This window comes from Chryseobacterium sediminis (assembly GCF_008386505.1).
In the GTDB taxonomy this organism is placed as follows: Bacteria; Bacteroidota; Bacteroidia; order Flavobacteriales; family Weeksellaceae; genus Chryseobacterium; species Chryseobacterium sediminis.
This window is the reverse complement of record NZ_VUNZ01000003.1, coordinates 475,457-501,717: the sequence shown is the minus strand read 5'-3', so window position 1 is coordinate 501,717 and position 26,261 is coordinate 475,457. Positions and strand designations below refer to the sequence as shown.

Here is a 26,261-nt window from a genome sequence, read left to right as displayed (position 1 = left end):
GGATAGCACGTCCATCAATTATCTTTTATCAATAATCATTTATGAAAAAGAGACACGAGCAAAAACTTATCATACTGAGCGTAGGGCTTATGATTGCTTTCAGCATTCCTATTTCATTGCTTTTTAACAGCGAAAGGGAGGTTTTAGGCTATCCTATGATCCTCATTTACCTGTTCGTGGTCTGGATGATTTCCATTATGATTTCTTTTGTAATTGTAAAAAGACATGATGAGTAGTTTCGCATTATTTTTTGTGGTTCTGTTTTACCTCGCTCTTCTTTTCTTGGTTGCCCACCTGGCAGAGAAGAAAAAGAGTAAGCTCTGGATCAACAATCCTTACATCTATGCATTGTCTCTTGCAGTATACTGTACTGCCTGGACGTATTATGGAAGCATTGGGGTTGCAGCTACAAGCGGATTAAATTATCTGCCGATTTACATTGGCCCTATCATGATTATTCCGGCCTGGATCTATATCAACACCCGGATCGTAAGAATTTCAAGGGTTAATAAAATAAGCAGCCTTGCTGATTTCATCTCGTTAAGATATGGGAACAGCAGAAGTCTGAGTGCTATTATTACAGTGGTTTGTCTTTTGGCTATTGTTCCTTATATCGGGTTGCAGATCAAAGCAATTTCGGAAACGTTTCATTTGGTAACGGAAACTCCGATGTCAAAAAATATCCTTACCGATAACGCCACTTTTGTAGTGGTTTTAATTGCCTTATTTTCCTCTTATTATGGAACCCGATATGTAGATGCCTCAGAAAAACGACTGGGGATTATTTCAGCCATTGCGCTGGAAAGTTTTTTAAAGCTATTCTTTATTATCATTCTCGGGCTTTTCGTGATCTATTATGCCTTTGACGGATTTTCAGATATCTATGAGAAAGCCAGCAGATTTAAAGATTTTAAAGAGAAAAACACCTTCAACGGTATTGAGGGTGCTATGAACTGGATGATTTTGTGTATGATTTCTGCAACAGCAATCTGTATTCTGCCGAGACAGTTTCACACCGCTATTGTTGAAAACAGGCAGGAAAAACATATCAAAACAGCGATTTGGTTTTTCCCTCTTTACCTTCTAATCTTCACCATATTTATCTTTCCGATCGCTTGGGGTGGAAGACTGATTTTTGATGGTCAAAACGTAAATCCGGAGTTCTACTCTATTCTGATTCCGCAGCATTTTGACAATACCCTTATCACTGTACTTGTTTTTCTGGGAGGATTGAGTTCATGTATTTCCATGATTATTATTTCCGCCATTACTTTGTCCATCATGCTTTCCAACAACCTCATCATTCCATATGGATTGCTTGGAAAATTAAAATCCGAAAGTGAGGAACAAAACACAAGAAGCATTACCAATATCAGAAAAATCAGCATTTTTGGACTGATTATCATGGCATTTGTCTTTTATAAATATTTCATCCTGAAAACCTCACTGGATTCTGTAGGATTGATCTCATTTGTCATCATTGCTCAGCTGGCGCCTGCATTTTTTGGAGCTTTATTCTGGAGAAGAGGAAGTTACAAAGGTGCTGTTACAGGGCTTATAGCAGGATTAGCGATCTGTTATTTCGGATTGATTATTCCTCAGTATTATTTTTCATACAATCAGGAGCTTAAAGGAGTACTGAGAGACATGTACGATGCTTTCGGATTTTTCACCATTCCTTATCTGGGAAGAATTCCACAGATTTTCTTCTGGTCGATGCTTGTAAATACAAGCCTGTTTACCATTGTTTCCGTAAGTTCTAAGGGAAATTACCGTGAAAGAAACTTTGCTGAACTGTATGTGGATATTGACAAATACATTCAGAATCATGAAAATGCTTTTATCTGGCGCGGAACAGCTTATATTTCGGATATTCAAAATATTCTTGAACGTTTTCTAGGCAAAAATAAAACAGAGCAGGCGTTACGAATTTTTAATTTAAAATATAACATTGATTCCAAAACAGAAACCGCCGATTCCCGATTTATCAAATTTTCAGAAAACCTTCTGGCAGGAAGAATCGGGACTGCTTCAGCAAAAATATTAATTGAAGGTGTCACCAAAGAAGATAAAATATCTTTAAAAGAGGTTTTAAATATTCTTGAAGAATCTAAAGAAAATATCAGCTTAAATAAAAAGCTTACCGAGCAGTCCGAAGAGCTGCAAAAACTTTCAGACGATCTGCGAACCGCCAATGAGAGCCTCATCATCAAAGACCGCCAAAAAGACGATTTCCTTGACTCTGTTGCTCACGAACTGAGAACCCCGATTACGGCTATTCGTTCTGCTGGAGAAATTTTAGCTGATGATGACGATATTCCTTTTGACATTAAACAGGAATTTTTAAACAACATCATCACAGAATCTGACAGATTAAGTGAAATCATCAACGATATTTTGTATCTGGATAAATTACAGCATGGCGAAATTTCTTTACATATTCAGGAAAATAACATTATTGAAACCTATAAAAAAGCATTAAGCCCACTTCTTCACCTGATACAACATAAAAATATTCATTTAAGTGAAGTTAATCTTCTGAATCAGTTTATATTTGAATACGATGAAGCGAGAATGATTCAGCTTTTTCAAAATATATGGGGAAATGCTTTAAAATTCACAGATGAGCAGGGAACTATTCAAACCAAATTATTTGAAAAAGACCAACAACTTGCCATCAGTATTTTCAATACCGGAAAACACATTCCGGAAGAAGACCTGGAAATGATTTTTGACAAATTTTATCAATCTAAAAACCAGAACATTATAAAACCAACAGGAAGCGGACTGGGACTTGCTATTTCAAAAAAGATAGTACAGGCACACGGAGGAAATATAAAAGCCGAAAACAGCGGACTGGGAGTCACTTTCACCATAAGCATTCCCAAAAAAATAAAAAAAGAGATCACAGATGAAGTTGAACACCATTAAAACCCTTTTATGAAAAAGATAATTATTGCTGATGACGAACACAAAATACTCATGTCGCTGGAATACAGCTTCAAGAAAAATGGCTATGACGTTTATATTGCCCGTGACGGTACGGAAGTCCTTGATTTTTTGAAAACAATGGTTCCGGATGTAATCCTTCTCGACATTATGATGCCAAATCTTGATGGGTACAGCACTTTGGACCTCATAAAACAAGACGAAAAACTAAGAGATACCAAAGTCATCTTTCTAAGTGCCAAAAACAACCCCAGAGATATTGAAAAGGGATTGGAAATGGGAGCTGATGCCTACGTCACAAAACCCTACTCCATCAAAAAGCTGATGCAGCAAATTGAAGAAATGTTTTAAAATGTTGCTTCGCCCTTTTATCCTTGTCAAGGTTTAAAATCTTGACAAGGATAAGCAAAAAAACAAACACAAGACTATTGATATGGATACTGATATATTATTTAAACAAAGCATAGAGAATAAAGAAGACTTCTGGAGAAAACAGGCCGAACAAATACAATGGTTTGATTTTCCAAAGCAGATCCTTTCCAAAGACGAAAATGATTACCCACAATGGTTTTCCGACGGAAAGCTCAATATGTGTTACTTATGTATTGACAAACACATTGAAGACGGATTCGGGGATCAGACTGCAATAATTTACGATTCTCCTGTCACCAGCCAAAAGAAAACCTACACCTTCAATCAGGCGAAGGAGGAAATTTCAAAATTCGCAGGAGGACTAATTTCTTTAGGATTAAAAAAAGGAGACACAGCGGTTATTTATATGCCAATGATTCCTCAGACTCTTTTTGCGATGCTGGCATGTGCAAGAATCGGGGTTATTCATAATGTGGTTTTCGGAGGTTTTGCCCCTCATGAACTTGTGGTAAGAATTGACGACTGTAAACCCAAAGTTTTAATCACAGCCACTGCAGGAGTAGAAATTGCCAAAAGAATTCCTTACCTCCCACTGGTAGAAAAAGCGATTGAACTTGCACAGGATAAAGTAGATCATATTGTTGTATACAACAGAAAATTAGTAGATAATCAGGATGAAATGTTTGATGGACTGATTGATTATGAAGAACTGGTTGAAAAATCAGCTCCTACAGAATGTATTTCTGTGGAATCTACCCATCCGCTTTATCTGCTTTACACATCCGGAACTACAGGAAAGCCAAAAGGCATTGTTCGTGATACAGGAGGTTACGCAACTGCTTTAAAATTTTCCATGACATATGTTTATGGTGTTGATCCGGGAGAAACCTATTGGGCTGCTTCAGATTTTGGATGGGCAGTTGGCCACAGTTTTTCGGTGTACGGACCACTTATCAATAGAAACGCAACTATTATTTTTGAAGGAAAACCTATCATGACTCCCGATGCAGGAACATTTTGGAGAATTATTTCAGAATATAAGGTTTCGGTAATGTTTACTGCGCCTACTGCTATCAGAGCAATCAAAAAAGAAGATCCGAACGGAGAACTGGTAAAAAAATATGATTTAACCCATTTCAAAAAACAGTTTCTGGCTGGTGAAAGATGTGATGTGGCTACTCTGGATTGGTTTGCAGAACATATCGGAGTTCCGGCTATAGACCATTGGTGGCAGACCGAGTCCGGATGGCCTATGCTTGGATTACTTACTCATGATGAAAACTATCAGATCAAAAGAGCTTCTGCAGGGAAACCTGTTCCGGGATATGACATTAAAATTTTTGATGAAAACGGACTGGAACTTGATCCTCATCACGAGGGTTATCTGGTAATCAAACTTCCTCTCCCACCCGGTGCCATGCTTGGAATATGGAAAGACTATCAACGTTTTGAAAACAGTTACCTGTCTCAGTACAAAGGATACTATTTCTCAGGAGACGGGGCAATACAGGATGAAGACGGCTATATTTTCATCACAGGAAGAGTGGATGATGTAATCAACGTTGCGGGACACAGACTTTCTACTTCTGAAATGGAGGAAATTGTCTCTTCACATCCTGATGTTGCAGAATGCGCTGTAGTAGGAATTGATGATGATTTAAAAGGACAGGTTCCTTTTGCAACCGTTGTGTTGAAAAATGGATCAGCTATTTCCGAGGAAGACGTTGAAAAAGATATCATTCAGATGGTCCGCAACAAAATCGGAGCAGTAGCTTTTCTGAAAAACGCCATGGTTGTCAAACGCCTACCTAAAACACGATCCGGAAAGATTTTAAGAAAACTGATCCGGACTTTACTTGACGGGAAAGATTTCCAGATTCCTTCAACAATTGACGATGAGAAAATTATTGATGAAATTCAGGAAAAAATCAAGGAATACAGGGCTTAAGCCAGAAATTAAACATAAATTTAAAATAAATTCAAATTTCAAAAAACGAAAGGGATATGAGAAATTACTTAATAGAAGATTTACCACAGTATTTTGAAGATTATAAAAAGTCTATCAAAAATCCTAAAAAATTCTGGGATAAGGTAGCGGATCAAAATTTCGTGTGGTACCAAAGATGGAGCAAGGTTGTTAAGTACGATATGAATGAAGCTAAAATTACCTGGTTCAAAAATGCAAAACTCAATATTACCAAAAACTGTATAGACAGGCATCTTGCCATAAGAGGAGATAAAACAGCCATCATCTGGGAACCCAACGATCCTAAGGAAGAAGCACAGCATATTTCTTATCAGGAATTGTATACCCGAGTGAATAAAACGGCTAATGTTTTACATGATATGGGGATTAAAAAGGGAGACAGAGTCTGTATTTATCTTCCCATGATTCCTGAATTGGCCATTACAATGCTTGCCTGTGCAAAGCTGGGGGCAGTACATTCTGTGATCTTTGCAGGATTCTCAGCTTCTGCAGTAGCTTCAAGGGTAAATGACTGTGAAGCAAAAATGGTAATCACATCGGATGGAAGTTACAGAGGAAATAAAGTTCTTGACCTGAAAAGTATTGTTGATGATGCTTTAGAAAAAACACCAACAGTTGAAAACGTTCTTGTAGTCAAGAGAACCCATAACGAAATTACAATGAAAGAAGGAAGAGATTACTGGATGGCCGATCTGTATGAGAAAGCTTCTGCTGATTTTGTTACGGTAATTATGGATTCTGAAGATCCGCTTTTCATTTTATATACTTCAGGATCTACAGGAAAACCAAAAGGAATGCTTCATACCTGTGCGGGCTATATGGTGTACACCGCTTATACCTTCAAAAATGTATTCAATTATAAAGAAAATGATATTTACTGGTGTACCGCAGATATCGGATGGATCACAGGACATTCTTACATTCTTTACGGACCTTTATTAAATGGGGCTACTACCGTAATCTTTGAAGGTGTTCCTACCTATCCTGAACCAGACCGCTTCTGGGAAGTGATTGAAAAACATAAGATCACTCAGTTTTATACTGCCCCTACAGCGATCCGTTCTTTGGCGAAAGAAAGTGCGGAGTGGGTTGATAAGCATGACCTGAGTTCTCTGAAAGTAATTGGTTCTGTGGGTGAACCTATCAATGATGAAGCATGGCATTGGTTCAATGATCATGTTGGAAAGAAAAAATGTCCGATCGTGGATACGTGGTGGCAGACTGAAACAGGAGGAATTATGATTTCGCCACTTCCTTTTGTTACGCCAACGAAACCTACTTATGCCACTCTCCCGCTGCCAGGTGTACAACCTGTTTTAATGGATGATAAACGAAATGAAATTACAGGCAACCAGGTGACCGGAAATCTTTGTATCCGTTTTCCATGGCCGGGAATTGCGAGAACCATCTGGGGCGACCACCAAAGATATAAAGAAACGTATTTCACAGCCTTCCCTGGGAAATATTTTACCGGAGACGGTGCTTTGAGGGATGAAGTGGGTTATTACAGAATTACCGGACGTGTAGATGATGTGATCATCGTTTCCGGACATAATCTTGGAACTGCACCTATTGAAGATAGTATCAACCAGCACCCTGCCGTTGCGGAATCCGCTATTGTAGGCTATCCGCACGACATCAAAGGAAATGCACTGTATGGTTATGTAATGCTTAAAGAATCCGGAGAAGGGCGTGATAAAGAAAATCTGAAGAAAGAGATCAATCAACTGATTTCAGATCAGATTGGACCAATTGCCAAGCTGGATAAAATACAGTTTGTTTCCGGACTTCCAAAAACACGCTCCGGAAAAATTATGCGTAGAATATTGAGAAAAATTGCGGAAGGTGATTTCAGTAATTTTGGAGATATCAGTACGCTTTTAAACCCTGAAATTGTAGAGGAAATCAAAAACGAAAGAATTTAATTAATCATTATTTAGCAATAGACAGCCCCGGAAATTATTTTCGGGGCTTTTTTATGTATGCAATTTATACCTTAAAAAAGGTACGACAAACTTTATCGCCGTGTATAGATAATTTTACATTATAATGAATAGAATCCCAATATAAATAAATAAAATTCAACAATAAATAGTATAATTTACAGAAGACTGCATTAAAGTATTTTTCGTGTTCTACAAAGTATTAAATTCGCGAAGTTTTTACAAGCTATTATTAACGTAAAAAACAACAACACAAGAATGAAAAAAATCTATCTCGGTGCATTTACTTTATGCACGGTCTTGGGCATCTCTGCTCAGGAGGTGGTATGGCAGAAAGACATCAAATCCTCTACCCAGGATTTTCTTAGCCAGGTTACCACAACAATTGATCAGCAATATTTAATCACGGGAAGCTCCATCCAAAGCGATAAGCAGCAAGCTTCAGGCAGTAAGCAGAATAATGGTTACGATTTCCATCTTGTAAAACTTAATCAACAAGGAAATGAAGCCTGGGAAAAATACTTCTCGGGATCAAATCATGATTATTTATCAGCAACCGTTACCACACAGGACGGTGGATTTCTTTTGGCCGGAACCTCATATTCAGGAAAAGGGTTAGATAAAAAAGACGATTCTAAAGGAGGCTCAGACATTTGGCTAATCAGAATCAATGAATTTGGTGATGAATTGTGGCAGAAAACCTTAGGAAGCTCTTCAGATGAAGAAGCCAGAGCGGTTATTCAAACGACAGATTTAGGATTCTTTGTGGCTGGATCCTTCGTCTCCGCTCAGGATTCCAAAATGAAAGGTTACGGTTCTAAAGATGTTTTGATTACCAAAATCGACAAAGATGGAAAAGAGTTATCTCAACTAATTTTAGGCGGAAAAGGTTTAGACGAAGTGGAGAAGATGATTCCAACAAAAGACGGCGGAGCATTGTTGGGAATTTATTCCAGAAGTTCCGAGGTTCATATTTCGGGTTCTGAAAAGGGGTCCGGGATGCGAGATGCGGGTTCTGTGTCAAACGTTCAAAACACGAATCCCGTATCCCGAAACTCAAAACAAACTGAAAACTTCGGTGAAGGAGACTACTGGATCGTAAAGCTCGACAAAAATGGAAAAGTAGAATGGGAAAAGAATTTTGGAGGGAAAGGAGATGATCATATCAGAACTATGGCATTAACTTCAACTGGATTTATTATTGGTGGAGAATCCAGATCGGATAGATCAGGAAATAAAACGGTAGGCATTGAAGAAGGGACAGACCTCTGGCTGATTTCTTTAAATGAAAGAGGTGAAGAGCAGTGGCAGAAGTCTTACAATTTCAAAAATAGAGACATTCTAATGAGTATGAGTGTTCTTCATTCCACAGATGACAAATCTTCCAAGGGAATCTTATTAGGCGGATATACTCAGGCAGAGGGAAGAATAGAAAAAGATGATGAGACCTTTTGGTTGCTTTACATTGATCAGTTAGGGAACGAATCATGGAGAAAATACATCACCGGAGAATCCAGAAAGAAGGAAGAAAGGCTTTTTGATTTAAAACTCAACAGAGATGGCTCTATTATTCTGGCAGGAACCAGTGCAGAAGAGCTTGGAAAAGAAAACTGGAAGATTGTAAAGCTGGGCGACAAGCAGATTGATCAGTTGATTGAAAAATATGATATCAAGATTTATCCTAACCCTGTATCTGATTATGCTTATGTAGAAATTGGCTTTGATTTTAAAGATGCTGATATTCTACTATACGACATGAGTGGTAGACAACTTCAAAGTATAAAAACAAAAAACAGAGTGACCAAGATTAATACCCAGGCTTTGGTTCAGGGAGCGTATCTAGTGACGATAAAAACTGATACTAATAAAACGGCGAATGCTAAACTCATTAAGAAATAAATACAAATGAAGAAGAACAACTATAAATTAATATTCCTTTTATTGCTTTTCATAAATACGGAATACAAATCACAACAATTACTTGAGAAACAGGTATATAATGTAGCCTCTCCTGAAGTAACAGGCTTAATGAAGTACAGTGATTTTTCTGAGCTTGATTATATAGGAAAGACCAATATATCAGTTCCTATTTATAATATAAATTTTGGAAAAGTAAAAATACCCATTGATCTTTCTTATAATACCAAAGGAAATAAAGTTGCTGATATTGCTACATCAGTAGGACTAGGCTGGAATCTGAATGCAGGTGGCAATCTAACCGTTAAAGTAAACGATCAGAATGATCTTACGGAAACCTATGCTTACTACACAACTTCTACTTTTGAACCAGAACAATCCTTGTCCTGGCACAGGCAGTCTAAAGGATTTTTGTGTACTACATGGCCAGATCAGCTTTTCTACTCAAACATTAATGGCCAGCAGCTATGTATAAGTACCAAAATTGAATGGAATGATGATGGAATGGTGGATTCGGCTCCTGATTTCTATTATATTAATGCACCTGGATTTAATGATAAATTTTATCTGACAAGAATTAATGACACCCAGTTTAAAGCTCATTTTTTTAATTCTACCAATGCCAAACTTAATAATAATCTTATTTTAACTATTAAACCTACTTGTGGAGGTTTTGAAAGTACATTCTGGGGAAATGGTGGAAAAGCGAGTGTTTTTTATCAGATTGATAAGTTTGAAATCGTAGGAGAAAATGGGTATATCTACACTTTTAATGATTATGAAATAGGGAAAATAACAGAGTATCCTCAGGATTTTTTGAGTCACGATTCTTACCAGGTTAATAACTGGTACCTCAGTAAAATGAAAGATCCTGTTTCAGGACGAGAAGTAAAATTTGAGTATGAAACTTATGTAAATAATTATGAACACCCTTCACTCAATACAATTGAAGATGTAGATTTTGGGAACTATAATGTTGCAGGTAATTATTCATTAGGAAGCAATTCGTCAATTTATGAAACTCCACCTCTGATCTATAATAAGTTTACAACCTCTCAGTTTGCTATTAAGCGATTAAAAAAGCTTATAACGAATCAGGAGACCGTTGAGTTTACATATGCATTTAACAGAATAGATTATCCAGGTAATGGACTTTCAAATATTAACGTGAAGAATAAAAATGGAGATATCATAAAACAGGCTAATTTCACATATTCATACTTTGATTCCAGCGGTTGTACAGCAGGTAATTATGAGTGCAAACGTCTAAGGCTGGATAAAATCGAAGATTCTTCTTTAGGAAGCTATAGTTTTTCTTATGATACTAATAATTTCCCACCCAGAAACTCTTCAAAAGTTGATTTTTTAGGATACTTTAATAATAACAGTTCTAATATCACATTTTCAAAAACCGACTTTCATCCTTATGACCTTAACTATTTCCCTAAAGCAAAAACATATTTCTATCCCGATCTGACTACTGATAATATTTTACCTTTTAAATTAGTCAATAAACAGCCCTACTTTGAGCCGTCAGGAATAGATAAAACACCTTCCCCTCTTTCTAAATTGGGATTATTACAAAGAATAGTATATCCAACAGGTGGAGCTTTAGAATTAAACTATGAAAATGATGATTTTATTTATGAAGGGGAGAAATATATTTTAGGAAGCACCAGAATCAATAGTATGAAATTATATGATTCTCAAAACAGTGTAAGTAAAGAGATCAAATACAAATATCTCAATACAAATAACAAGTCTTCAGGGCAGATTAATTTCATTACAACACCTGCTAATGTAACAAGAACATATATTGCTTCTGGAGTTGGGTTTAATACAGGTGCAATTGTCGGATATTCTAGAATCATAGAAGAAGTAACTGGAAAAGGATATATTGAGAAAAATTATAGCAATTTCAGTGATTACCCTGATAAATTTATGGTATCTGATACCAATTTTACTGATCCAGGAGTTAAAAATCTTCTTAAATTCTTAAAATTCCCCAGTTCTTATGTCCAGTCTTTTGATGGAAGAAGAGGAAAACTGCTTTCCGCAAATTACTATAAAGAGGGAGTATCTGCACCTATAAAAAAAGAAACTTATACCTATGATTATCATGTTAAAGATTCTCTTAAAGTTCAAAAAGCATTTTCATCATATATTAATTCGGGAAATAATAATTCAGGGACTTATACTGCATCAAATTACCTGTTAAGATATTTCAATAATACAAGCTCCAATAATAGAGAAGAACTCTTCACAGGAGGGAGTATGAAGGAAGAAAACTTCTTTACATATGATGATGCAAGATTAACTTATAAGAAATCCGTTTCCAATGGAGATATCACGGAAGAATACTATAGAAATGCCAAAGACAAAAGCATACAGAAATTGATTGATGCTAATATTTTAGATACACCCATTGAAATAGAAAGAAAGAAAAACGGTAAACTGCTAAGTAAAGAACAGTTTAAATATGATCATGCTTACACCGTATTACCAAGTTCTGTAATATCTACTGATATTGGTAATAATACGCTTAATACAGAAATAGCTTATGAGTATGACATGAACGGGAATGTGGTACAATATACTACCAAAGATGGAGTTTCTACAGTAATTGTGTGGGGGTATGGTCAAACTCAGCCTATTGCTGAAATTAAGAATGCGAAATTCACCGATATTAATTATACATCTATGTCTACCATTCAGGAAGCTTCCGATCTAGACGCTGCTGCGGGGACGAACAATGATGAATCCAATTTATTGAATGCTTTAAATACCTTTAAAAGCAATCTATCCAATTACGAAATAACGACCTATACTTATGATCCATTAATTGGAGTGAGAACCATTACCCCAGCATCAGGAATCAGAGAGAATTATATTTATGATTCTGCAGGGAGACTTGTAAAAATAGTTGATGCTAACAGTAATACGATAAAAGAATATAAATATAATTACGCTCCGACAAAATATTATAATTCTGAAAGGAGTGGTAATTTTGCTAAATATTGTGGAAGCGGAGGAATTGGAACTGCCTTTACTTACACTGTACCAGCTAATAAGTATACTTCAATGATCAGTCAATCTGATGCTGACCAAAAAGCAGTAGATGAAATTACAGCAAATGGACAGAATGCTGCTAATAATAATCCCAATGCAACATGTACGACTATAAACTGTACGGTAACAAAAGGAAGTCAGATTAATCAATTTAATTATGGATCAATTACGGTGAATAATCCCACAACTTATAGAATACAAATTGGGTTCTTATACGAAACTAATAATCAATATTGGAATCAGGGTGGTGCTATTATAGGAAAAATCAACGGGAGTTGTACTCCTGGTGGAATCCGTACATCAAGTGCCTACTCCAACGGAATATGGAATTTAACAATTGATACCAATGGTTATATTAAAGCAACCATATCATCAGCTTCACCTTCTCTGGTAAATAATACCAATGTAGCTTTAGACTTTACCTTCTCCATTAATTAACGCATTATGAAAAAAATAATAATCCCCATAAGTGCTTTGCTTATCACAGGTACTCTGCAAGCACAGCTTACGACACTTCCCAATACGGAAAACTATATCCAGAGTAAAACATATCTGGATTATAATGATACTACCGCTACAAAGTCTCTGGAAACTGTCCAGTATTTTGACGGGCTGGGAAGAGCTAAACAAATCGTTAATGTAAAAGCATCACCACTGGGAAAAGATGTGGTTACTCCTATAGAATATGATCCGTTCGGAAGACAGGTAAAAGACTATCTTCCAGTTCCACAAGGGGGTACTTTAAACGGAGCTATTACTCCCAATCCTTTAAGTAATCTGGCAAGTAGCCCTTATGGCAATGAAAAGATTTATTCTGAAAAAGAGCTGGAAAAGTCCCCTTTGGACAGGATTCTGGAGCAGAAACAGGTAGGCAATGATTGGAATACAAAATCCGTCAAGTTTGGTTATGATGTCAATTCTACATTAGATAAAGTAAAAAAGTTTACCCTTACTACAAGCTGGGTCAATAATGCTACATTCTCAGAGATTAGTAACATCGGAATGTATGAAGAGGCCAAATTGTATAAAAATACCGTTACCGATGAAGACGGCAATTCAACCATTGAGTTCAAAAACGGACAAGAACAGGTAGTATTGGTAAGAAAAGTAATCAATGCAACTGAGAATGCAGATACTTATTATCTTTACAATGAATATGATCAGCTGGCATTTGTTATTCCTCCCAAAGCTTCTATAGAAAACAATCCCAATACTGTGCTTAATGATTTATGCTACCAGTATAAATATGACGGAAGAAACCGATTGGTTGAAAAAAAGATTCCTGGCAAAGGTTGGGAATTTATGATCTATGACAAACAGGACAGAATTGTAGGAACTCAGGATGCAGAATTAAGCACAAAAGGACAATGGCTGTATACAAAGTATGATCAGCTTGGAAGAGTTGCTGTGACAGGACTCGCTACTGGAGGAGAAAGAAATGCAGAACAGCAATTGGCTAATGATTCAGGAAGTATGCTAAGAACTACTTCATCAGTATTCAATAGACAGGGAATGGATGTTTTTTATGATCCAGCCATTTCTTATCCTCACGCTTCTAAATGGGTAGCTTTATTATCTGTAAATTATTACGACTCTTATCCTGCATACAGTTTCAATCCTGCATTCCCTTCCGCTATTCAGGGAAAGCCTGTACTTTCTGACTCACCTACAGCCGATGGGAGAAGCACCAAGGGACTGCCTGTCATGAGCTTTGTAAAGAATATCGAAGATGATAACTGGACAAAAAACTACACGTATTATGATACCAAAGGAAGAACTATTGGAGGTCACTCTATCAATCATTTGGGAGGATATACCCATACAGAATCCAGGCTGGATTTTGCAGGTATTACAAAACAGACAGTGACAAAGCACAAGCGATTAGATACCGATACGGAAAGGGTTATCACAGAAACTTTTGAATATGACAATGGGAACAGATTATTGGTACATAAACATCAGGTAGACAGCAATCCAATAGAGATTTTAACTCAAAACATATATAATGAAATTTCTCAGGTTACTAATAAAAAAGTAGGAGGAACGGATATTGCCAATCCACTACAATCTATAGATTACAAATACAATATCCGTGGCTGGCTTACCAAAATTAACGATCCGGCAGCTTTGAATGGAAAACTATTTGGATATGAAATTAAATACAACAATCCTACTTATAGCGCATTAGCTTCTGGAAAATACAATGGAAATATCGCAGAGATAGATTGGAGAAATGCTTCAGAAGGTGCTTTGAAAAGATATTCTTATACTTATGATTCTCTTAACAGGTTGAAAGATGCTATCTATACAGAACCGGAAGCGACCAATCCATACAATAATAACTTCAATGAAAATCTGACTTATGATTTGAATGGAAATATTATGACTCTGAAAAGGAATGCTTATCCGGTATCCGGAACTACAGCAACTTTAGTAGATGATCTTGAATATAAATATACAGGAAACCGTCTGAATCAGGTTATTGAACATTCCACCAACCCATCAGGATATGAAGGAGGAGACAATATTATTGCTTATGACCTTAACGGAAGTATGACCGATATGAAGGATAAAGGGATGCAATCTATTACTTACAACTATCTGAATCTGCCTAAATCAGTCTCCATACAAAGTCTTGATTATATGAACAGACCCATTAATACAGGGATATCACACCTGTACCGTGCAGATGGGGTGAAGCTTCGTAAAACATTTTCACAGCAGTTTTATATGGGACTTCCTACCAACCGTATGACAGACTATCTGGATGGCTTCCAATATTCATTTGAAGATAACGGAGGCACATGCCTGACCTGTAAAACAGAGACTGCATTTGAAGTTCAGGCTTACACCAGAAAACCACCACTGTTTCCTCCTGCATCCCAGTGGAAATTAGAATTTGTACCCACTTCAGAAGGATTTTACAGTTTCGTAGAAAACCGTTATATTTACAACTATCAGGATCATTTAGGAAATACAAGGATTACATTTGCTAAAAATAATGCTGGAGTGCTGGAATCTATAGACACCAATAACTATTATCCATTTGGATTAAACCATATAGGAGGGTCTTCTTACTCAAACTTTGGAGGTTATTATAACTATAAATTCGGAGGAAAGGAACTACAGGAAACTGGATGGAGTGATTTTGGAGCGAGGATGTATATGAGTGACTTGGGTAGATGGGGAGTAATAGATCCACTGGCGGAAAAGATGACTCGTCATAGTCCTTACAATTATGCGTTTAATAACCCTGTTAATTTTATAGATCCTGACGGTAGAGAGGGATTAGGATGGGGACTGAAAGATAATATGTGGCAATATGTTGAGGGAATGCAGGAAGGTGATGCTACCTACCAGGAAAATGGGTTTACCAGCTTTCTTCCAGATGGAAGTATCAGACCCAATGTTCAGATTACCAACAGTAATGAAGGAAATACAGGTCTTACTTATCTGGGGTTTAATGGTAATGTTTCTTATCTGCCAACAGATGGAAGTAATGGCTCTGTAGCCATGTTGGGGTTAGCAAATATGTTTAGTGATGCGTTTTCAAAAATAGAGTCTGCCGTATCTGGTTTGATAGGAAGTACAAATGAAGAGTTTCCTCAGATCACCAATACTGGAGGACTGGCTAGAACTGATTTTGATGCAAGCACCTGGGACAAATTCAGACCTGGTGATAAGCTTTTTACTTTAGATGCTGGAAGCTTTATATTTCCAAGTACTCTTCCAGCTAATGGATTTATAAACAGAAACGCTCCAACATGGGCAGGTAGATTGTATGCAGGATCTTGGGTGGCAGATAGATTAGCAGATTTATATAACTCTTCAGGTAGTAATGAGTTTTTAAATATAGCTGTTCCTGATAGAGATTCCGCAAATAATGGTGTAATATCTATGAAAGATAGTTTAATTAAGGTTAATGGAAAAAGCCATATGAATGATTATAATAGGGTACAAGATACCATATCAAAGAGATATAAAATAGCAAATCAGAGATGGGGAAAAAATTAAATCTGGCAGTTCTAATAATACCTTTTTTGCTGCACTCTTGTAAAAAAGATCAAATTGCAAATATTGACCCAAAGTTTCTATTGGATTTGACCAAATATTCATTAAATAAAAGGGCAGTAAATGACTCTATTATTGAATATTTTGGTGAAAATAAAGATTTCTTTATACAGGGAAAGTATAACAATAAGTTACAACACAAAACAGGATGGTGGAGTATTTCTAGAAAAAATAAAGAAATGTATACCAAAATCCAAATTTTTCTTGAAGGTGATAAAGAAAAGAATAATCAAATATTAAGATTTAATCAAAATAAAATAGATACTGCAAAAAGTAAATTCTACAACCTTAGCTTTGAGTATAAAAATGGTAGAATTTCAAAAGCTAAATATGATTTTTACACTCCCAAAAGTGCTTATCATACGGAGTATGCGGATCTATATTATGATATTTACATAGGAAAAAAAAGCGTGGAGTCAAAAAAAATAAAATTGAAAATTGTAAATGATTTCCATCATTCATATGAGATTGATTTATCAAAATATGAGAATCAAAGAAATATATTTATTGGTGGATTATTTGTTGAATATTCATTCAACGACAAGAAAGAAGAAATGGGAATTAATGAAATTTTTTTAGAAGATTCATTAAAACAATAACTAAATCAAAACAGGGCGATCAAAAATTAAGATCGCTCTGTTTATGTTCAATTAAATGAGGGTTCTACTATAAGGCTTGTTGTGGAAGAGTTCCCTCAGATCACCAATACTGGAGGATTGGCTAGAACTGATTTTGATCCAAGTACTCATGATAAGCTGAGACCTGGTGATAAGGTTTCCACAGTAGATTGGGGAAGTTTTGTTGTTCCAAGTACTCTTCCAGCTAATGGCTTTATAAACAGAGAAGCTCCAACATGGGCAGGTAGATTGTATGCAGGATCTTGGGTGGCAGATAGATTAGCAGATTTAAAAAATACATTATCTGGAGGAAATAAAGCAGCTGATACCATATATTTTAAAGATCATACTTTCGATAAAAATGGGATAAAAGATACTACGTATAAAACAACTCTAAAAAACGGAGAAAATTGGTCAAAAGCCATGCAAAGACTTTATAAAACATCAGATTCAGTAAAATCTTCAAAATAATGAATAAATTCTTTTTTATATTATCTTTTTTATTTTTAGTTATTTCATGCAAAAAAAATGAACAATTAAAAAACTACAAAGATTTAAACTCTAGAGAATATTTCTCAATTCCAACTGACCTAAAAAACATGAGGAATATTGAGAAAAGTAAAATTAATGACTCTTTATACAAAATAAAAGGGTTATTTAATAATTACATTATACAAGGATATATGAATGGCAATAAGAAAGTTGGCTGGTGGGAAGCATTTGACAATAATACAAAAGAAATTGTTGCTAAGTTAGAATATAAATTCATTGATGATAAAGAATTTGTTAATCAATATTTTTTATTTGAGAATAAAAGTATTGATACTTTAAATAGCAAATTTTACACATTGAAAAAAAATGGTGATCTACTAAACTATAGGTTTTACACATCAGTACTTTATAAAAAAACTCAACCAGAAGGAAAGTTAAATTATCATTTTTATTCTAATGGGAAAGAAGTTAGTCACTTACAATGTAGATGCAAAAAATATAAAAATTTTTATGATTGCGAATTTACTATTCCACCTAATTCTAAAAATATAAGTATTAGAGGTAATTTTTGGGAATTATTTCAAATCGAAAATGGAAATGTGGGAGAAAATGAAATATATGTACGAGACACATTAAAACAATAACTAAATCAAAACAGGGCGATCAAACATTAAGGTCGCTCTGTTTATGTTCAATTAAATGAGGGTTCTACTATAAGGCTTGTTGTGGAAGAGTTTCCTCAGATCACCAATACTGGAGGACTGGCTAGAACTGATTTTGATGCCACCACTCACGACAAGCTTAGACCTGGTGATAAGGTTTTCACATTAGATTGGGGAAGCTTTGTTGTTCCAAGTACTTTTCCAGCTAATGGCTTTATAAATAGAGAATCTCCAACATGGGCAGGAAGATTGTATGCAGGATCTTGGGTGGCAGATAGATTAGCAGATTTAAAAAATACATTATCTGGAGGAAATAAAGCAGCTGATACGGTTTATTCTCCATATCAAACTTGGACAATTGATGAGAAGGGTAACTATAAAGATACTATTCCTGGTATCTGGCATAGGAGAAATGATACATTAGCTTATCCACGCTTAATAGATAGGACCGATTCATCAAGACAGGCAAAAATCAAAAAGCTTAAATAATGAAATATAGATTTTTTATTTTTATAAATATACTTTTATTTGTTTCCTGTAGTAAAGCTAAAAAGGAGAATGAAGGAAAAACAGATATTATTACTAATGATTATTTTTCAATTGCAACAAATTTGAAAACTTTGAAGAAAGTTAACAAAACTATCTTGAGCGATTCCTTAATAAAAATTGAAGGCAGCTTTAGTCAGTATTTAGTTGAGGGCTATATAAACAATATAGGACAAAGAATAAATTGGTGGAAAATAGTAGACACAAAGAATAATAATGCCTATAATGTGCGTCTAGAATATCGAATTATTGATGATAAAGAAAAGGTAAATCAATTTATATTTTATAATAATCAAAGGGATTATAAAATAAATAGCAAATATTTTACTAGATCCCAATTGAATAATGTGAAAAATACCATTAGATATAGCTTCTACACACCAAGTGAGTATCCCAAGAAGAATTTGTTAAAAAAATTTGAATATTTTCTTTTTATTGACAATAAAGAAGTAAATCATTTAGATTTAGATTGTTTAAAACAAGATACTCATTTTTTTGTAGATATCAATGTTCCTAAATATCATCAAAAAATTATTTTAAAAGGATTATTTACCGAAGTATTTGAAAATAATAACAAACCTGGTCAAAATGAGATTTATGTATTAGACACATTAAAACAATAACTATATCAAAACAGGGTGATCAAAGATTAAGATCGCTCTGTTTATATTCAATTAAATGAGGGTTCTACTATAAGGCTTGCTATGGAAAGAGTTCCTTCAGATCACCAATACTGGAGGACTGGCAAGAACTGATTTTGATGCAACTACTCACGATAAGCTTAGACTTGGTGATAAGGTTTCCACATTAGATCGGGGAAGCTTTGTTGTTCCAAGTACTTTTCCAGCTAATGGCTTTATAAATTAGAGAATCTCCAACATGGGCAGGAAGATTGTATGCAGGATCTTGGGTGGCAGATAGATTAGCAGATTTAAAAAATACATTATCTGGAGGAAATAAAGCAACTGATACCATATACTTTAAAGATTATACATTTGATAAAAGTACCATCAAGGATACTACATATAAAAGATTACCACAAAAAGGAGAAAGTTATATCGAAGCAATGTCAAAACTACGTAAAACAGCAGATTCAACAAAACGTGCGAAATGGTAAAAAATATAATAAATAAGAATGTTTTTTTTTACTTTCTTTTTTTCTCATTTTTTTCATGTAAAAATGAAAAATCAAAAGAGTATAAAAATCTAAATTCTAGAGAATATTTCTCAATTCCAACTGACCTAAAAAATATGAGGAATATTGAGAAAAGTAAAATTAATGACTCTTTATACAAAATAAAAGGGTTATTTAATAATTACATTATACAAGGATATATGAATGGCAATAAGAAAATTGGCTGGTGGGAAGCACTTGACAATAATACAAAAGAAATTGTTGCTAAGTTAGAATATAAATTCATTGATAATAAAGAGTTTGTTAATCAATATATATTATATCAAAATGGGAAAATTGACACACTAAAAAGTAAATTTTATAGGGTTAATAAAAGTCAAAATTCTGTAAAGTATAAATTTTACATGCCCTATCAATCTAAAGAAGTTCACTCCGAAGGAAAATTGTATTATAGATATTCTTTTCAGGGAAAAGTACATAGACACTTAGAATCTAAAGGCTTTAAAAATAAAAATGTTTTTGATTGTATGGTTTCTATGCCCGCAAATTTCAATAATAAAGATTTGTTTATTGAAGGGAATTTTTGGGAAATGTTTCGGTTAGAAAATGGAGAAATTTCAGGAAATGATATTTACGTATCTGATACATTAAAACAATAACTAAATCAAAACAGGGCGATCAAACATTAAGGTCGCTCTGTTTGTTAAAAAAAACTTTATATTATACAACTACAAGGATCACCTTTGCTAAGAATAATGCTGGAATGCTGGAATCTATTGATACCAATAACTATTATCCGTTTGGTTTAAACCATATTGGAGGATCAAATTACTCAAACTTTGGAAGTTTTTACAACTACAAGTATAATGGAAAGGAATTGCAGGAGACCGGTTTTTATGATTATGGAGCGAGGATGTATATGAGTGACCTTGGTAGATGGGGAGTAATAGATCCATTGGCGGAAGTAAATAGAGCTTGGTCTCCTTACAGATATGCATACAATAATCCTTTACGTTTTATAGATCCTGATGGAAGATTAGAAGACTGGTATAAGGACAATCAAACAGGTAATATAGCCTGGCATGACGGAAGTGCTGAAAGAAAAGGTGAGACAAATCTTACTCAAAAAGCAGAAGGAAAACCAATCGCTGTAATTGAAAAAGATAGTTCTGGAAATATTACGAATACCAACATGCTTAATAGTGATGGAAGTATTACTCGAAATGAAGAAACAATTACTAATGGTTATTCTGTAACAACGGTTGCTGATAGAACGATAACCTCTCGACAACCTTGGGAAATGATTGTGAATGCGGATGGCGGAGAACCGGGTCAAGGAGGAAATCCAGGATTTAGATTTCCTGACTATTATACTGCAAATGTTAGCATTGCAATACCTAACCCACTTACAGCTTCTTTCGTTGGTTGGAATGGTACTCTGACCATTGATAGAAATTTTACTGTTTATGCTTCTCCAATTGGAGTAAGTGTAGGAAAATCAGCTAGCTTATTTTCAGGAAGTTTAACCGCAAATTGGGTAAATCAATTAAAAACCCCTACAGGATCACAATTAAATAATTTTTTAAGTGGTCACGGATATAGTATAGGTGGTGGTGAGGTAGTCGGAGGTGGAGTTTCATACTCCCCAGGAAATGGAACAGCTACAAGTTTAGGTCTTTATACCCCTCAATTTGGAGCTTCATATAATTACACTCCTAATAAGTTTATTTTTAATAAATAATGATATGGATATCTCTTATATTTTAACAATTATTTTAATGGTATTAATTTTTATTTTGGGAATAGTCGGTATATATTCTCCAAATAAAATCATCAACTACTATTTAAAATATACAAAAAAACATCCTAAAGTTACCGAAATAATAAATAAAAATTGGTTTTATCTAAGCTTTAAAATAAGCTCAATTTTACTTATTCTCTACTCAATAGCAATAATACTTTTAATAATTAAAAAAGTGTTATAAATCCGATCATGTTTCAAAAATGTTGGTTTCCGCTATTAATGAGACTTGATAAAGGAAATTATAAATAATTCAAAAGCAGGCAATCTAAAGTGGTTGCCTTTTTGAAAACAAGTATCATTTAGGAAATGTGAGAATAGCCTTTGTTAAAAATAAAGCTGGAATGCTTGAATCAATAGACACCAATAATTATTATCCGTTTGGTTTAAACCATATTGGAGGATCTTCTTACTCAAACTTTGGAGGTTATTATAACTATAAATTCGGAGGAAAGGAACTACAGGAAACTGGATGGAGTGATTTTGGAGCGAGGATGTATATGAGTGACTTGGGAAGATGGGGAGTAATAGATCCACTGGCTGAAAAGATGACAAGACACAGCACCTATAATTATGCATTCAGTAACCCTGTTAATTTTGTAGATCCTGATGGTAGAGAGGGATTAGGTTGGGGACTGAAAGATGGTGTTTGGAGCTGGAAAAGTGATCTTACTGAGAACAATTATAAAGAAAGAGGTTTTACTGAATATAAAGATGATGGGAGCGAAATTGAAAATTCTCCTATCCAGGGCAAGGAAGCAGGTGATACAGGTAAAACTTATTTAAGGTTTGGTGGTGAAGCTTTTTATTTACCAACAGAGGGAAGTAATGGTTCAACTGGCCTTTTAGGATTATCAAACTGGTTTAGAGATGCTACGTCAGGGGTATCCTCAAGCATATTTTCACAGTTTTCGGGAGGATGGAATAGTAATTTTGCAAGGGGTATAGTCAAGGATTTATATAATGTTGTGTATCTTCAAACATCACAGCTTTTTTAGGTGTTGGAACTACTCCTATTAACTTTACTCTTTTAACTAGAGGGCAGGAACCAGGATTATATTTTACTCCTACTGTAAATTGAGCAATAGGTACTGGTATAGAAGCAAATGCAGGTGTTACATTTGGCTCTGGAAGGTATACAGGTGATCCAAGACAAATTCAAAGTTCATTTCTACAAGGACATACTTTTGGTGCTTCAGCAGGGTTAGGTGCAGGTATAGATGCTTCAGCAGGGGTTTCTTACGCACCTGTAAGTGTAGCTGATCCTTTTGGAAAACAAGGAGGATTTATTAATGTATCTGGGCAGGTTGGAGTAGGTATACAAGGAAGTCCAGTTACAGTAATAAATGGCCAACTTAACTATCAATATACACCTATTGTAAAACCTATTTTTCAATTTAAATAATTATGAAAATAAAAACATTTTATCGCTTTCTTCCTATTTTACTTGGATTGGTAGTATTTGGCTATTTTTACTTATATAAACTAGTATATTTAGGGAATAAAAGATTTAAAGAAAATTCAATAAATGAAAGAATAATTGATAGTAATAACTGGCCGAAAAGATCAACTTTTTACTATTTAAAAGGTGGTTTGTCGATTGAGTTATCAGTATTAGATTCTCTCCATTTAAAAATTGGTGATTCAATTTCCAAAGAGGCTAATACGACCGAATTTAATGTTTACAGGAAAAATAATAAGGATAAGTATTAATTTTATAAAAGATATAACATAAATTAAATTAATAAATCCTCTATATAGAGGATTTATTAATTGTTTATTGGACTTATAAAGTACCCTACAATTTTGATAGAATCACCTTGTTGGTGTAATGTGAATTTTTCCTGGGTATTTTTGATTTCTCGATTTACATTATAAATTAATATATATTCATTTTTCGAATGAGCCCCTTTTATAATATTGGTCTGTTCGTATATTAAAGAGTCATTTTTAATGTTGCCAAATTGTGCAAAAGATGTGTCAAACATCTGATTTATCTGTTTTTTTGAAGCAATTTTAAAAAGTTCACTACCACATAATTTAAAAATTTCTTCTCTGTTATTTTTTTTAAAAAGAGTATAAAACTTTTGTGTTATGTTTTTAGTTTCTACACTATTTTCTTTAGAACTACAGTTTATTAGAAATAAGCTAAATAGTAATATTACAATTTGTTTTTTCATGAATATAAAGTTAAGGTATATAAATTAGAAATAGACTTAAAAATAAAAACTTTATAAAGTTAAAACCTGGCTCTATAGCCATGTTGGGGTTAGCAACTATGTTTAGTGATGCTTTTTCAAAAATAGAGTCTGCCATATCTGGTTTGATAAGAATTACAAATGATACATTTTACCGTTTCTCAGAAAACCGTTATATTTATCAGTACAAAGATCATTTAGGAAATGTGAGAATAGCTTTTGCAAAGGATAATGCCGGCGTAGTTCAGTCAATGGATACCAATAACTATTATCCGTTTGGATTAAACCATATTGGAGGATCAAATTACTCAAACTTTGGAAATTATTATAATTATAAATACAATGGAAAAGAATTGCAGGAAACAGGAATGTATGACTATGGAGCAAGGATGTATATGAGTGACTTGGGTAGATGGGGTATTGTTGATCCACTGGCTGAGAAAACAAGGAGATTTAATCCTTATAATTATGCCTTAGGTAATCCTATCTGTTTTATTGACCCGGATGGTAGATCAGAATCTGATTGGTTTAAAAATTCTTTAGGCCAAATGGAGTTTAGAGATGATGTTAAAAGCCAGCAGGATTTAGAGAATAAAAGGAAGCTATGTAGGAGAAACAGCAAAAGAAGGAAATCTGACCTATGCAGCAGACGGATGGATTTATGATGATTCTACAACTGTGGAGGAAAAGAAGTTGCTAATGGCAGGGTCATAGATGTTGGGGAAGTTACAATAACCCCTAAAAGTGTTACTGCTGAAAGAAATCTTCAAGCTGCAAGAATAAGACTCGGGGCTGCTGAATCTGCTATGTTTGGAAAATATGTTTCTTTTTTATAGGGATTACTTTTGGAGGTTCCTTTGCTCAAAGTTCAGGAAGTTTAACTTTTGCTTATAACCCAGGTACTGGCCAAGCAAATTTATTTGGAACTTATGGAGAACAAGATATGCCAAGTGCAGGAGTTGGTTTTCAATTTAACTTCATGAATGCATATGGGACAAAATCCAATAGACAGAAATATACTGATGTTTTTGCTGGAGCAGAAGGAGAATCTACTGTTTATTCAGGATCAGCGGTGGTTGGTGGTGAATACAGCAAAAGTTCTTCAGGAGGGAAATATTCCCCTTATGGCACAGAGACGACAAGCATCAATTTAGAAGTAGGATTTGGTGTAGGAAGATCTAAAACGCAGACTGTGAGTATAAGTAACTGGATAAAAGCTCATCCTCAGTATTTTAAAGTTGGACATTCAAGTAATTAAATAGTTATGAAATCATTAGTACTTCTCATCTTACTTCTTTTCATACTTTCTTGCGGAAAGGTTAATTGTGTTGAATATACAAAAATGCTTTCCAAAGAAGAGTGTATAATAGTAGTTGAAATTCCTCCCACATCTTCAGTTTGGTTTGAAGTAAAGGGGTATGATCCAGCTACTCAAAAACCTAAAATATGTAAAACCAATAACAGGTGGTGGAATTTATATTGGAATGAAATAGAAACTGGAGATACAATAGTAAAAAAGAAAGGGGAATTAACCTTTAATATACACAAAAAAGATAGTATTATTACTCACTTTTGGAAATGTTACGAAGACTAAAAATAAAAGTGGAAAATAATTTCCCCGCTGGCGTGAGCATCTCGCTCATGTCCACATTCAACCTTCAAGAAAACTGGATTTTGTACTGGATATATTGTTTGAGGTTCCGGAATGATATTTTGAGGTCATGAACTCCTCCTGATAGGTTCGGGACACCAAATTTCCAGTTGGAGAAACGCAAAAGAAGGCTTTTTTATAGATATGATTAAGTTGGGAATCCCAAAAATACCATTTCAGAACCATAACGTTGGGCTTAAGTAAAAGCTGGACAAAAAACTACACGTATTATACTAGAGCTTTGAAGAGATCTGAACATTAGTGATCCATATCTCTTCAAAAAAGGAAAGTGTATCACGTCAAAATCAACATTATTCAATTGTTAAAATTAAACACCTGTTCAACAATTATTCACAGATATTACTTTACTCTATTGAAAACAGAATATTAATTAACAAATTATATTGCCTTAAACGCAATGATAATAAGAAAATTATTACTAACTTTAGTCATAACTTTAAAACCAATTAACTATGTCACATATATTAGCTGGACTATTTGATCATCGCAGCGACTACAAACAACTGGAAAGTGATCTGGAAAATTCAGGATTTGAAAACTCAGATTACATTGTATACCTTAATACTGGTTCTAATAACTCCCAATATCTGGCAAGTGTTACCGTAAATGATATCAATCAGATTGATCTTGCCCGCAATGCGTTTATTCAGAATGCAGCATTGAAATCATACTTATTTGAAAACATGAATATTAATGAAACGAATTATGATACCATTAAAAAGTATATTGACGCAAGAAACAGAGCTGAAATTCAGAACAGCCCTGATATTAAAATTAAAACGTCAAGTGACGGTATGAATTCTGAAGTGAAATTCTAATCGATATAAAAT

At 34.5% G+C, this 26,261-nt stretch carries 24 protein-coding genes; 23 read left to right on the top strand and 1 reads right to left on the bottom strand.

Annotation, left to right across the window (positions count from 1 at the left end):
- Positions 1-41 precede the first annotated feature (41 nt).
- From FW780_RS17535 to FW780_RS17450, 19 genes are all read left to right on the top strand, one after another.
- Positions 42-236: a hypothetical protein gene (locus FW780_RS17535; protein ID WP_149834958.1), complete on the top strand. Its 195-nt coding sequence runs from the start codon at positions 42-44 to the stop codon at positions 234-236.
- Positions 229-2,931 (top strand): ATP-binding protein, encoded by a 2,703-nt coding sequence (locus FW780_RS17530; RefSeq protein ID WP_167510748.1) that lies wholly within the window; start codon positions 229-231, stop codon positions 2,929-2,931. Before FW780_RS17535 ends, FW780_RS17530 begins: the two co-directional genes overlap by 8 nt.
- A 9-nt stretch (positions 2,932-2,940) precedes the next feature.
- Positions 2,941-3,300 (top strand): response regulator transcription factor, encoded by a 360-nt coding sequence (locus FW780_RS17525; protein ID WP_149834956.1) that lies wholly within the window; start codon positions 2,941-2,943, stop codon positions 3,298-3,300.
- Positions 3,301-3,382: 82 nt separating this feature from the next.
- Complete coding sequence (locus tag FW780_RS17520; RefSeq protein WP_149834955.1) at positions 3,383-5,269, top strand: AMP-binding protein; 1,887 nt, start codon at positions 3,383-3,385, stop codon at positions 5,267-5,269.
- Positions 5,270-5,325: 56 nt separating this feature from the next.
- Positions 5,326-7,233: an acetate--CoA ligase gene (gene acs / locus FW780_RS17515; RefSeq protein WP_149834954.1), complete on the top strand. Its 1,908-nt coding sequence runs from the start codon at positions 5,326-5,328 to the stop codon at positions 7,231-7,233.
- A gap of 276 nt (positions 7,234-7,509) precedes the next feature.
- The gene (locus FW780_RS17510; protein WP_149834953.1) at positions 7,510-9,150 is read left to right on the top strand and encodes a T9SS type A sorting domain-containing protein; all 1,641 of its coding nucleotides are present in this window, start codon (positions 7,510-7,512) and stop codon (positions 9,148-9,150) included.
- A gap of 6 nt (positions 9,151-9,156) precedes the next feature.
- A complete protein-coding gene (locus FW780_RS17505; RefSeq protein WP_149834952.1) occupies positions 9,157-12,675 on the top strand; it encodes a DUF5977 domain-containing protein in 3,519 nt (1,172 codons plus the stop codon).
- A 6-nt stretch (positions 12,676-12,681) separates the two neighbouring features.
- A complete protein-coding gene (locus FW780_RS17500) occupies positions 12,682-16,251 on the top strand; it encodes a DUF6443 domain-containing protein (RefSeq protein WP_241676932.1) in 3,570 nt (1,189 codons plus the stop codon).
- A complete protein-coding gene (locus FW780_RS17495; RefSeq protein WP_149834951.1) occupies positions 16,236-16,907 on the top strand; it encodes a hypothetical protein in 672 nt (223 codons plus the stop codon). Before FW780_RS17500 ends, FW780_RS17495 begins: the two co-directional genes overlap by 16 nt.
- An 81-nt stretch (positions 16,908-16,988) precedes the next feature.
- Positions 16,989-17,396 carry a hypothetical protein gene (locus FW780_RS17490; RefSeq protein ID WP_149834950.1) on the top strand — a complete coding sequence of 136 codons (408 nt, stop codon included), beginning with the start codon at positions 16,989-16,991 and terminating at the stop codon, positions 17,394-17,396.
- Positions 17,396-18,061 (top strand): hypothetical protein, encoded by a 666-nt coding sequence (locus FW780_RS17485; protein WP_149834949.1) that lies wholly within the window; start codon positions 17,396-17,398, stop codon positions 18,059-18,061. The genes FW780_RS17490 and FW780_RS17485 overlap by 1 nt, the downstream gene beginning before the upstream one ends.
- Positions 18,062-18,142: 81 nt before the next feature.
- Positions 18,143-18,568: a hypothetical protein gene (locus FW780_RS17480; protein WP_149834948.1), complete on the top strand. Its 426-nt coding sequence runs from the start codon at positions 18,143-18,145 to the stop codon at positions 18,566-18,568.
- A complete protein-coding gene (locus FW780_RS17475; RefSeq protein WP_149834947.1) occupies positions 18,568-19,248 on the top strand; it encodes a hypothetical protein in 681 nt (226 codons plus the stop codon). The genes FW780_RS17480 and FW780_RS17475 overlap by 1 nt, the downstream gene beginning before the upstream one ends.
- 76 nt (positions 19,249-19,324) lie before the next feature.
- On the top strand, positions 19,325-19,492 hold the full coding sequence (locus FW780_RS22490) for a hypothetical protein (RefSeq protein WP_167510743.1): 168 nt from the start codon (positions 19,325-19,327) through the stop codon (positions 19,490-19,492).
- 25 nt (positions 19,493-19,517) lie between these two features.
- Positions 19,518-19,742 carry a hypothetical protein gene (locus FW780_RS17470; protein ID WP_149834946.1) on the top strand — a complete coding sequence of 75 codons (225 nt, stop codon included), beginning with the start codon at positions 19,518-19,520 and terminating at the stop codon, positions 19,740-19,742.
- Positions 19,736-20,419, top strand: a complete 684-nt coding sequence (locus FW780_RS17465; RefSeq protein WP_149834945.1) for a hypothetical protein — start codon at positions 19,736-19,738, stop codon at positions 20,417-20,419. Before FW780_RS17470 ends, FW780_RS17465 begins: the two co-directional genes overlap by 7 nt.
- A 104-nt stretch (positions 20,420-20,523) precedes the next feature.
- Positions 20,524-21,501 (top strand): RHS repeat-associated core domain-containing protein, encoded by a 978-nt coding sequence (locus FW780_RS17460; RefSeq protein ID WP_149834944.1) that lies wholly within the window; start codon positions 20,524-20,526, stop codon positions 21,499-21,501.
- 404 nt (positions 21,502-21,905) lie between these two features.
- The gene (locus FW780_RS17455; protein ID WP_149834943.1) at positions 21,906-22,559 is read left to right on the top strand and encodes an RHS repeat-associated core domain-containing protein; all 654 of its coding nucleotides are present in this window, start codon (positions 21,906-21,908) and stop codon (positions 22,557-22,559) included.
- Between the two features lie 409 nt (positions 22,560-22,968).
- A complete protein-coding gene (locus tag FW780_RS17450; protein WP_149834942.1) occupies positions 22,969-23,274 on the top strand; it encodes a hypothetical protein in 306 nt (101 codons plus the stop codon).
- 56 nt (positions 23,275-23,330) lie between these two features.
- Here the strand turns inward: FW780_RS17450 and FW780_RS17445 are convergent, their stop codons facing one another.
- Entirely contained in the window at positions 23,331-23,741 is a 411-nt protein-coding gene (locus tag FW780_RS17445) for an HAD family hydrolase (protein ID WP_149834941.1), read from the bottom strand.
- 80 nt (positions 23,742-23,821) lie between these two features.
- Between FW780_RS17445 and FW780_RS17440 the strand changes: the two genes are divergently transcribed.
- The 4 genes from FW780_RS17440 to FW780_RS17425 all read left to right on the top strand — a co-directional run bounded on the left by FW780_RS17440 (position 23,822) and on the right by FW780_RS17425 (position 26,249).
- A complete protein-coding gene (locus FW780_RS17440; RefSeq protein WP_149834940.1) occupies positions 23,822-24,424 on the top strand; it encodes an RHS repeat domain-containing protein in 603 nt (200 codons plus the stop codon).
- A gap of 314 nt (positions 24,425-24,738) precedes the next feature.
- Positions 24,739-25,017, top strand: coding sequence for a hypothetical protein (locus FW780_RS17435; RefSeq protein ID WP_167510742.1), 279 nt, complete (start codon positions 24,739-24,741; stop codon positions 25,015-25,017).
- Between the two features lie 6 nt (positions 25,018-25,023).
- Complete coding sequence (locus FW780_RS17430) at positions 25,024-25,353, top strand: hypothetical protein (RefSeq protein ID WP_149834938.1); 330 nt, start codon at positions 25,024-25,026, stop codon at positions 25,351-25,353.
- Positions 25,354-25,883: 530 nt separating this feature from the next.
- Positions 25,884-26,249 carry a hypothetical protein gene (locus tag FW780_RS17425; RefSeq protein WP_149834937.1) on the top strand — a complete coding sequence of 122 codons (366 nt, stop codon included), beginning with the start codon at positions 25,884-25,886 and terminating at the stop codon, positions 26,247-26,249.
- Positions 26,250-26,261: the final 12 nt, after the last annotated feature.

Excerpts from the sequence above, each read along its gene's own strand:
- FW780_RS17535 (WP_149834958.1), top strand. The coding sequence starts at position 42 with ATGAAAAAGAGACACGAGCAAAAACTTATCATACTGAGCGTAGGGCTT.
- FW780_RS17505 (WP_149834952.1), top strand. The coding sequence starts at position 9,157 with ATGAAGAAGAACAACTATAAATTAATATTCCTTTTATTGCTTTTCATA.
- FW780_RS17525 (WP_149834956.1), top strand. The coding sequence starts at position 2,941 with ATGAAAAAGATAATTATTGCTGATGACGAACACAAAATACTCATGTCG.
- FW780_RS17440 (WP_149834940.1), top strand. The coding sequence starts at position 23,822 with ATGTTGGGGTTAGCAACTATGTTTAGTGATGCTTTTTCAAAAATAGAG.
- FW780_RS17460 (WP_149834944.1), top strand. The coding sequence starts at position 20,524 with ATGCTGGAATCTATTGATACCAATAACTATTATCCGTTTGGTTTAAAC.
- FW780_RS17435 (WP_167510742.1), top strand. The coding sequence starts at position 24,739 with ATGAATGCATATGGGACAAAATCCAATAGACAGAAATATACTGATGTT.
- FW780_RS17455 (WP_149834943.1), top strand. The coding sequence starts at position 21,906 with ATGCTTGAATCAATAGACACCAATAATTATTATCCGTTTGGTTTAAAC.
- acs (WP_149834954.1), top strand. The coding sequence starts at position 5,326 with ATGAGAAATTACTTAATAGAAGATTTACCACAGTATTTTGAAGATTAT.
- FW780_RS17475 (WP_149834947.1), top strand. The coding sequence starts at position 18,568 with ATGAAATATAGATTTTTTATTTTTATAAATATACTTTTATTTGTTTCC.
- FW780_RS17500 (WP_241676932.1), top strand. The coding sequence starts at position 12,682 with ATGAAAAAAATAATAATCCCCATAAGTGCTTTGCTTATCACAGGTACT.
- FW780_RS17510 (WP_149834953.1), top strand. The coding sequence starts at position 7,510 with ATGAAAAAAATCTATCTCGGTGCATTTACTTTATGCACGGTCTTGGGC.
- FW780_RS17450 (WP_149834942.1), top strand. The coding sequence starts at position 22,969 with ATGAAAATAAAAACATTTTATCGCTTTCTTCCTATTTTACTTGGATTG.
- FW780_RS17495 (WP_149834951.1), top strand. The coding sequence starts at position 16,236 with ATGGGGAAAAAATTAAATCTGGCAGTTCTAATAATACCTTTTTTGCTG.
- FW780_RS17445 (WP_149834941.1), bottom strand. The coding sequence starts at position 23,741 with ATGAAAAAACAAATTGTAATATTACTATTTAGCTTATTTCTAATAAAC.
- FW780_RS17465 (WP_149834945.1), top strand. The coding sequence starts at position 19,736 with ATGGTAAAAAATATAATAAATAAGAATGTTTTTTTTTACTTTCTTTTT.
- FW780_RS17430 (WP_149834938.1), top strand. The coding sequence starts at position 25,024 with ATGAAATCATTAGTACTTCTCATCTTACTTCTTTTCATACTTTCTTGC.
- FW780_RS17530 (WP_167510748.1), top strand. The coding sequence starts at position 229 with ATGAGTAGTTTCGCATTATTTTTTGTGGTTCTGTTTTACCTCGCTCTT.
- FW780_RS17425 (WP_149834937.1), top strand. The coding sequence starts at position 25,884 with ATGTCACATATATTAGCTGGACTATTTGATCATCGCAGCGACTACAAA.
- FW780_RS17485 (WP_149834949.1), top strand. The coding sequence starts at position 17,396 with ATGAATAAATTCTTTTTTATATTATCTTTTTTATTTTTAGTTATTTCA.
- FW780_RS17520 (WP_149834955.1), top strand. The coding sequence starts at position 3,383 with ATGGATACTGATATATTATTTAAACAAAGCATAGAGAATAAAGAAGAC.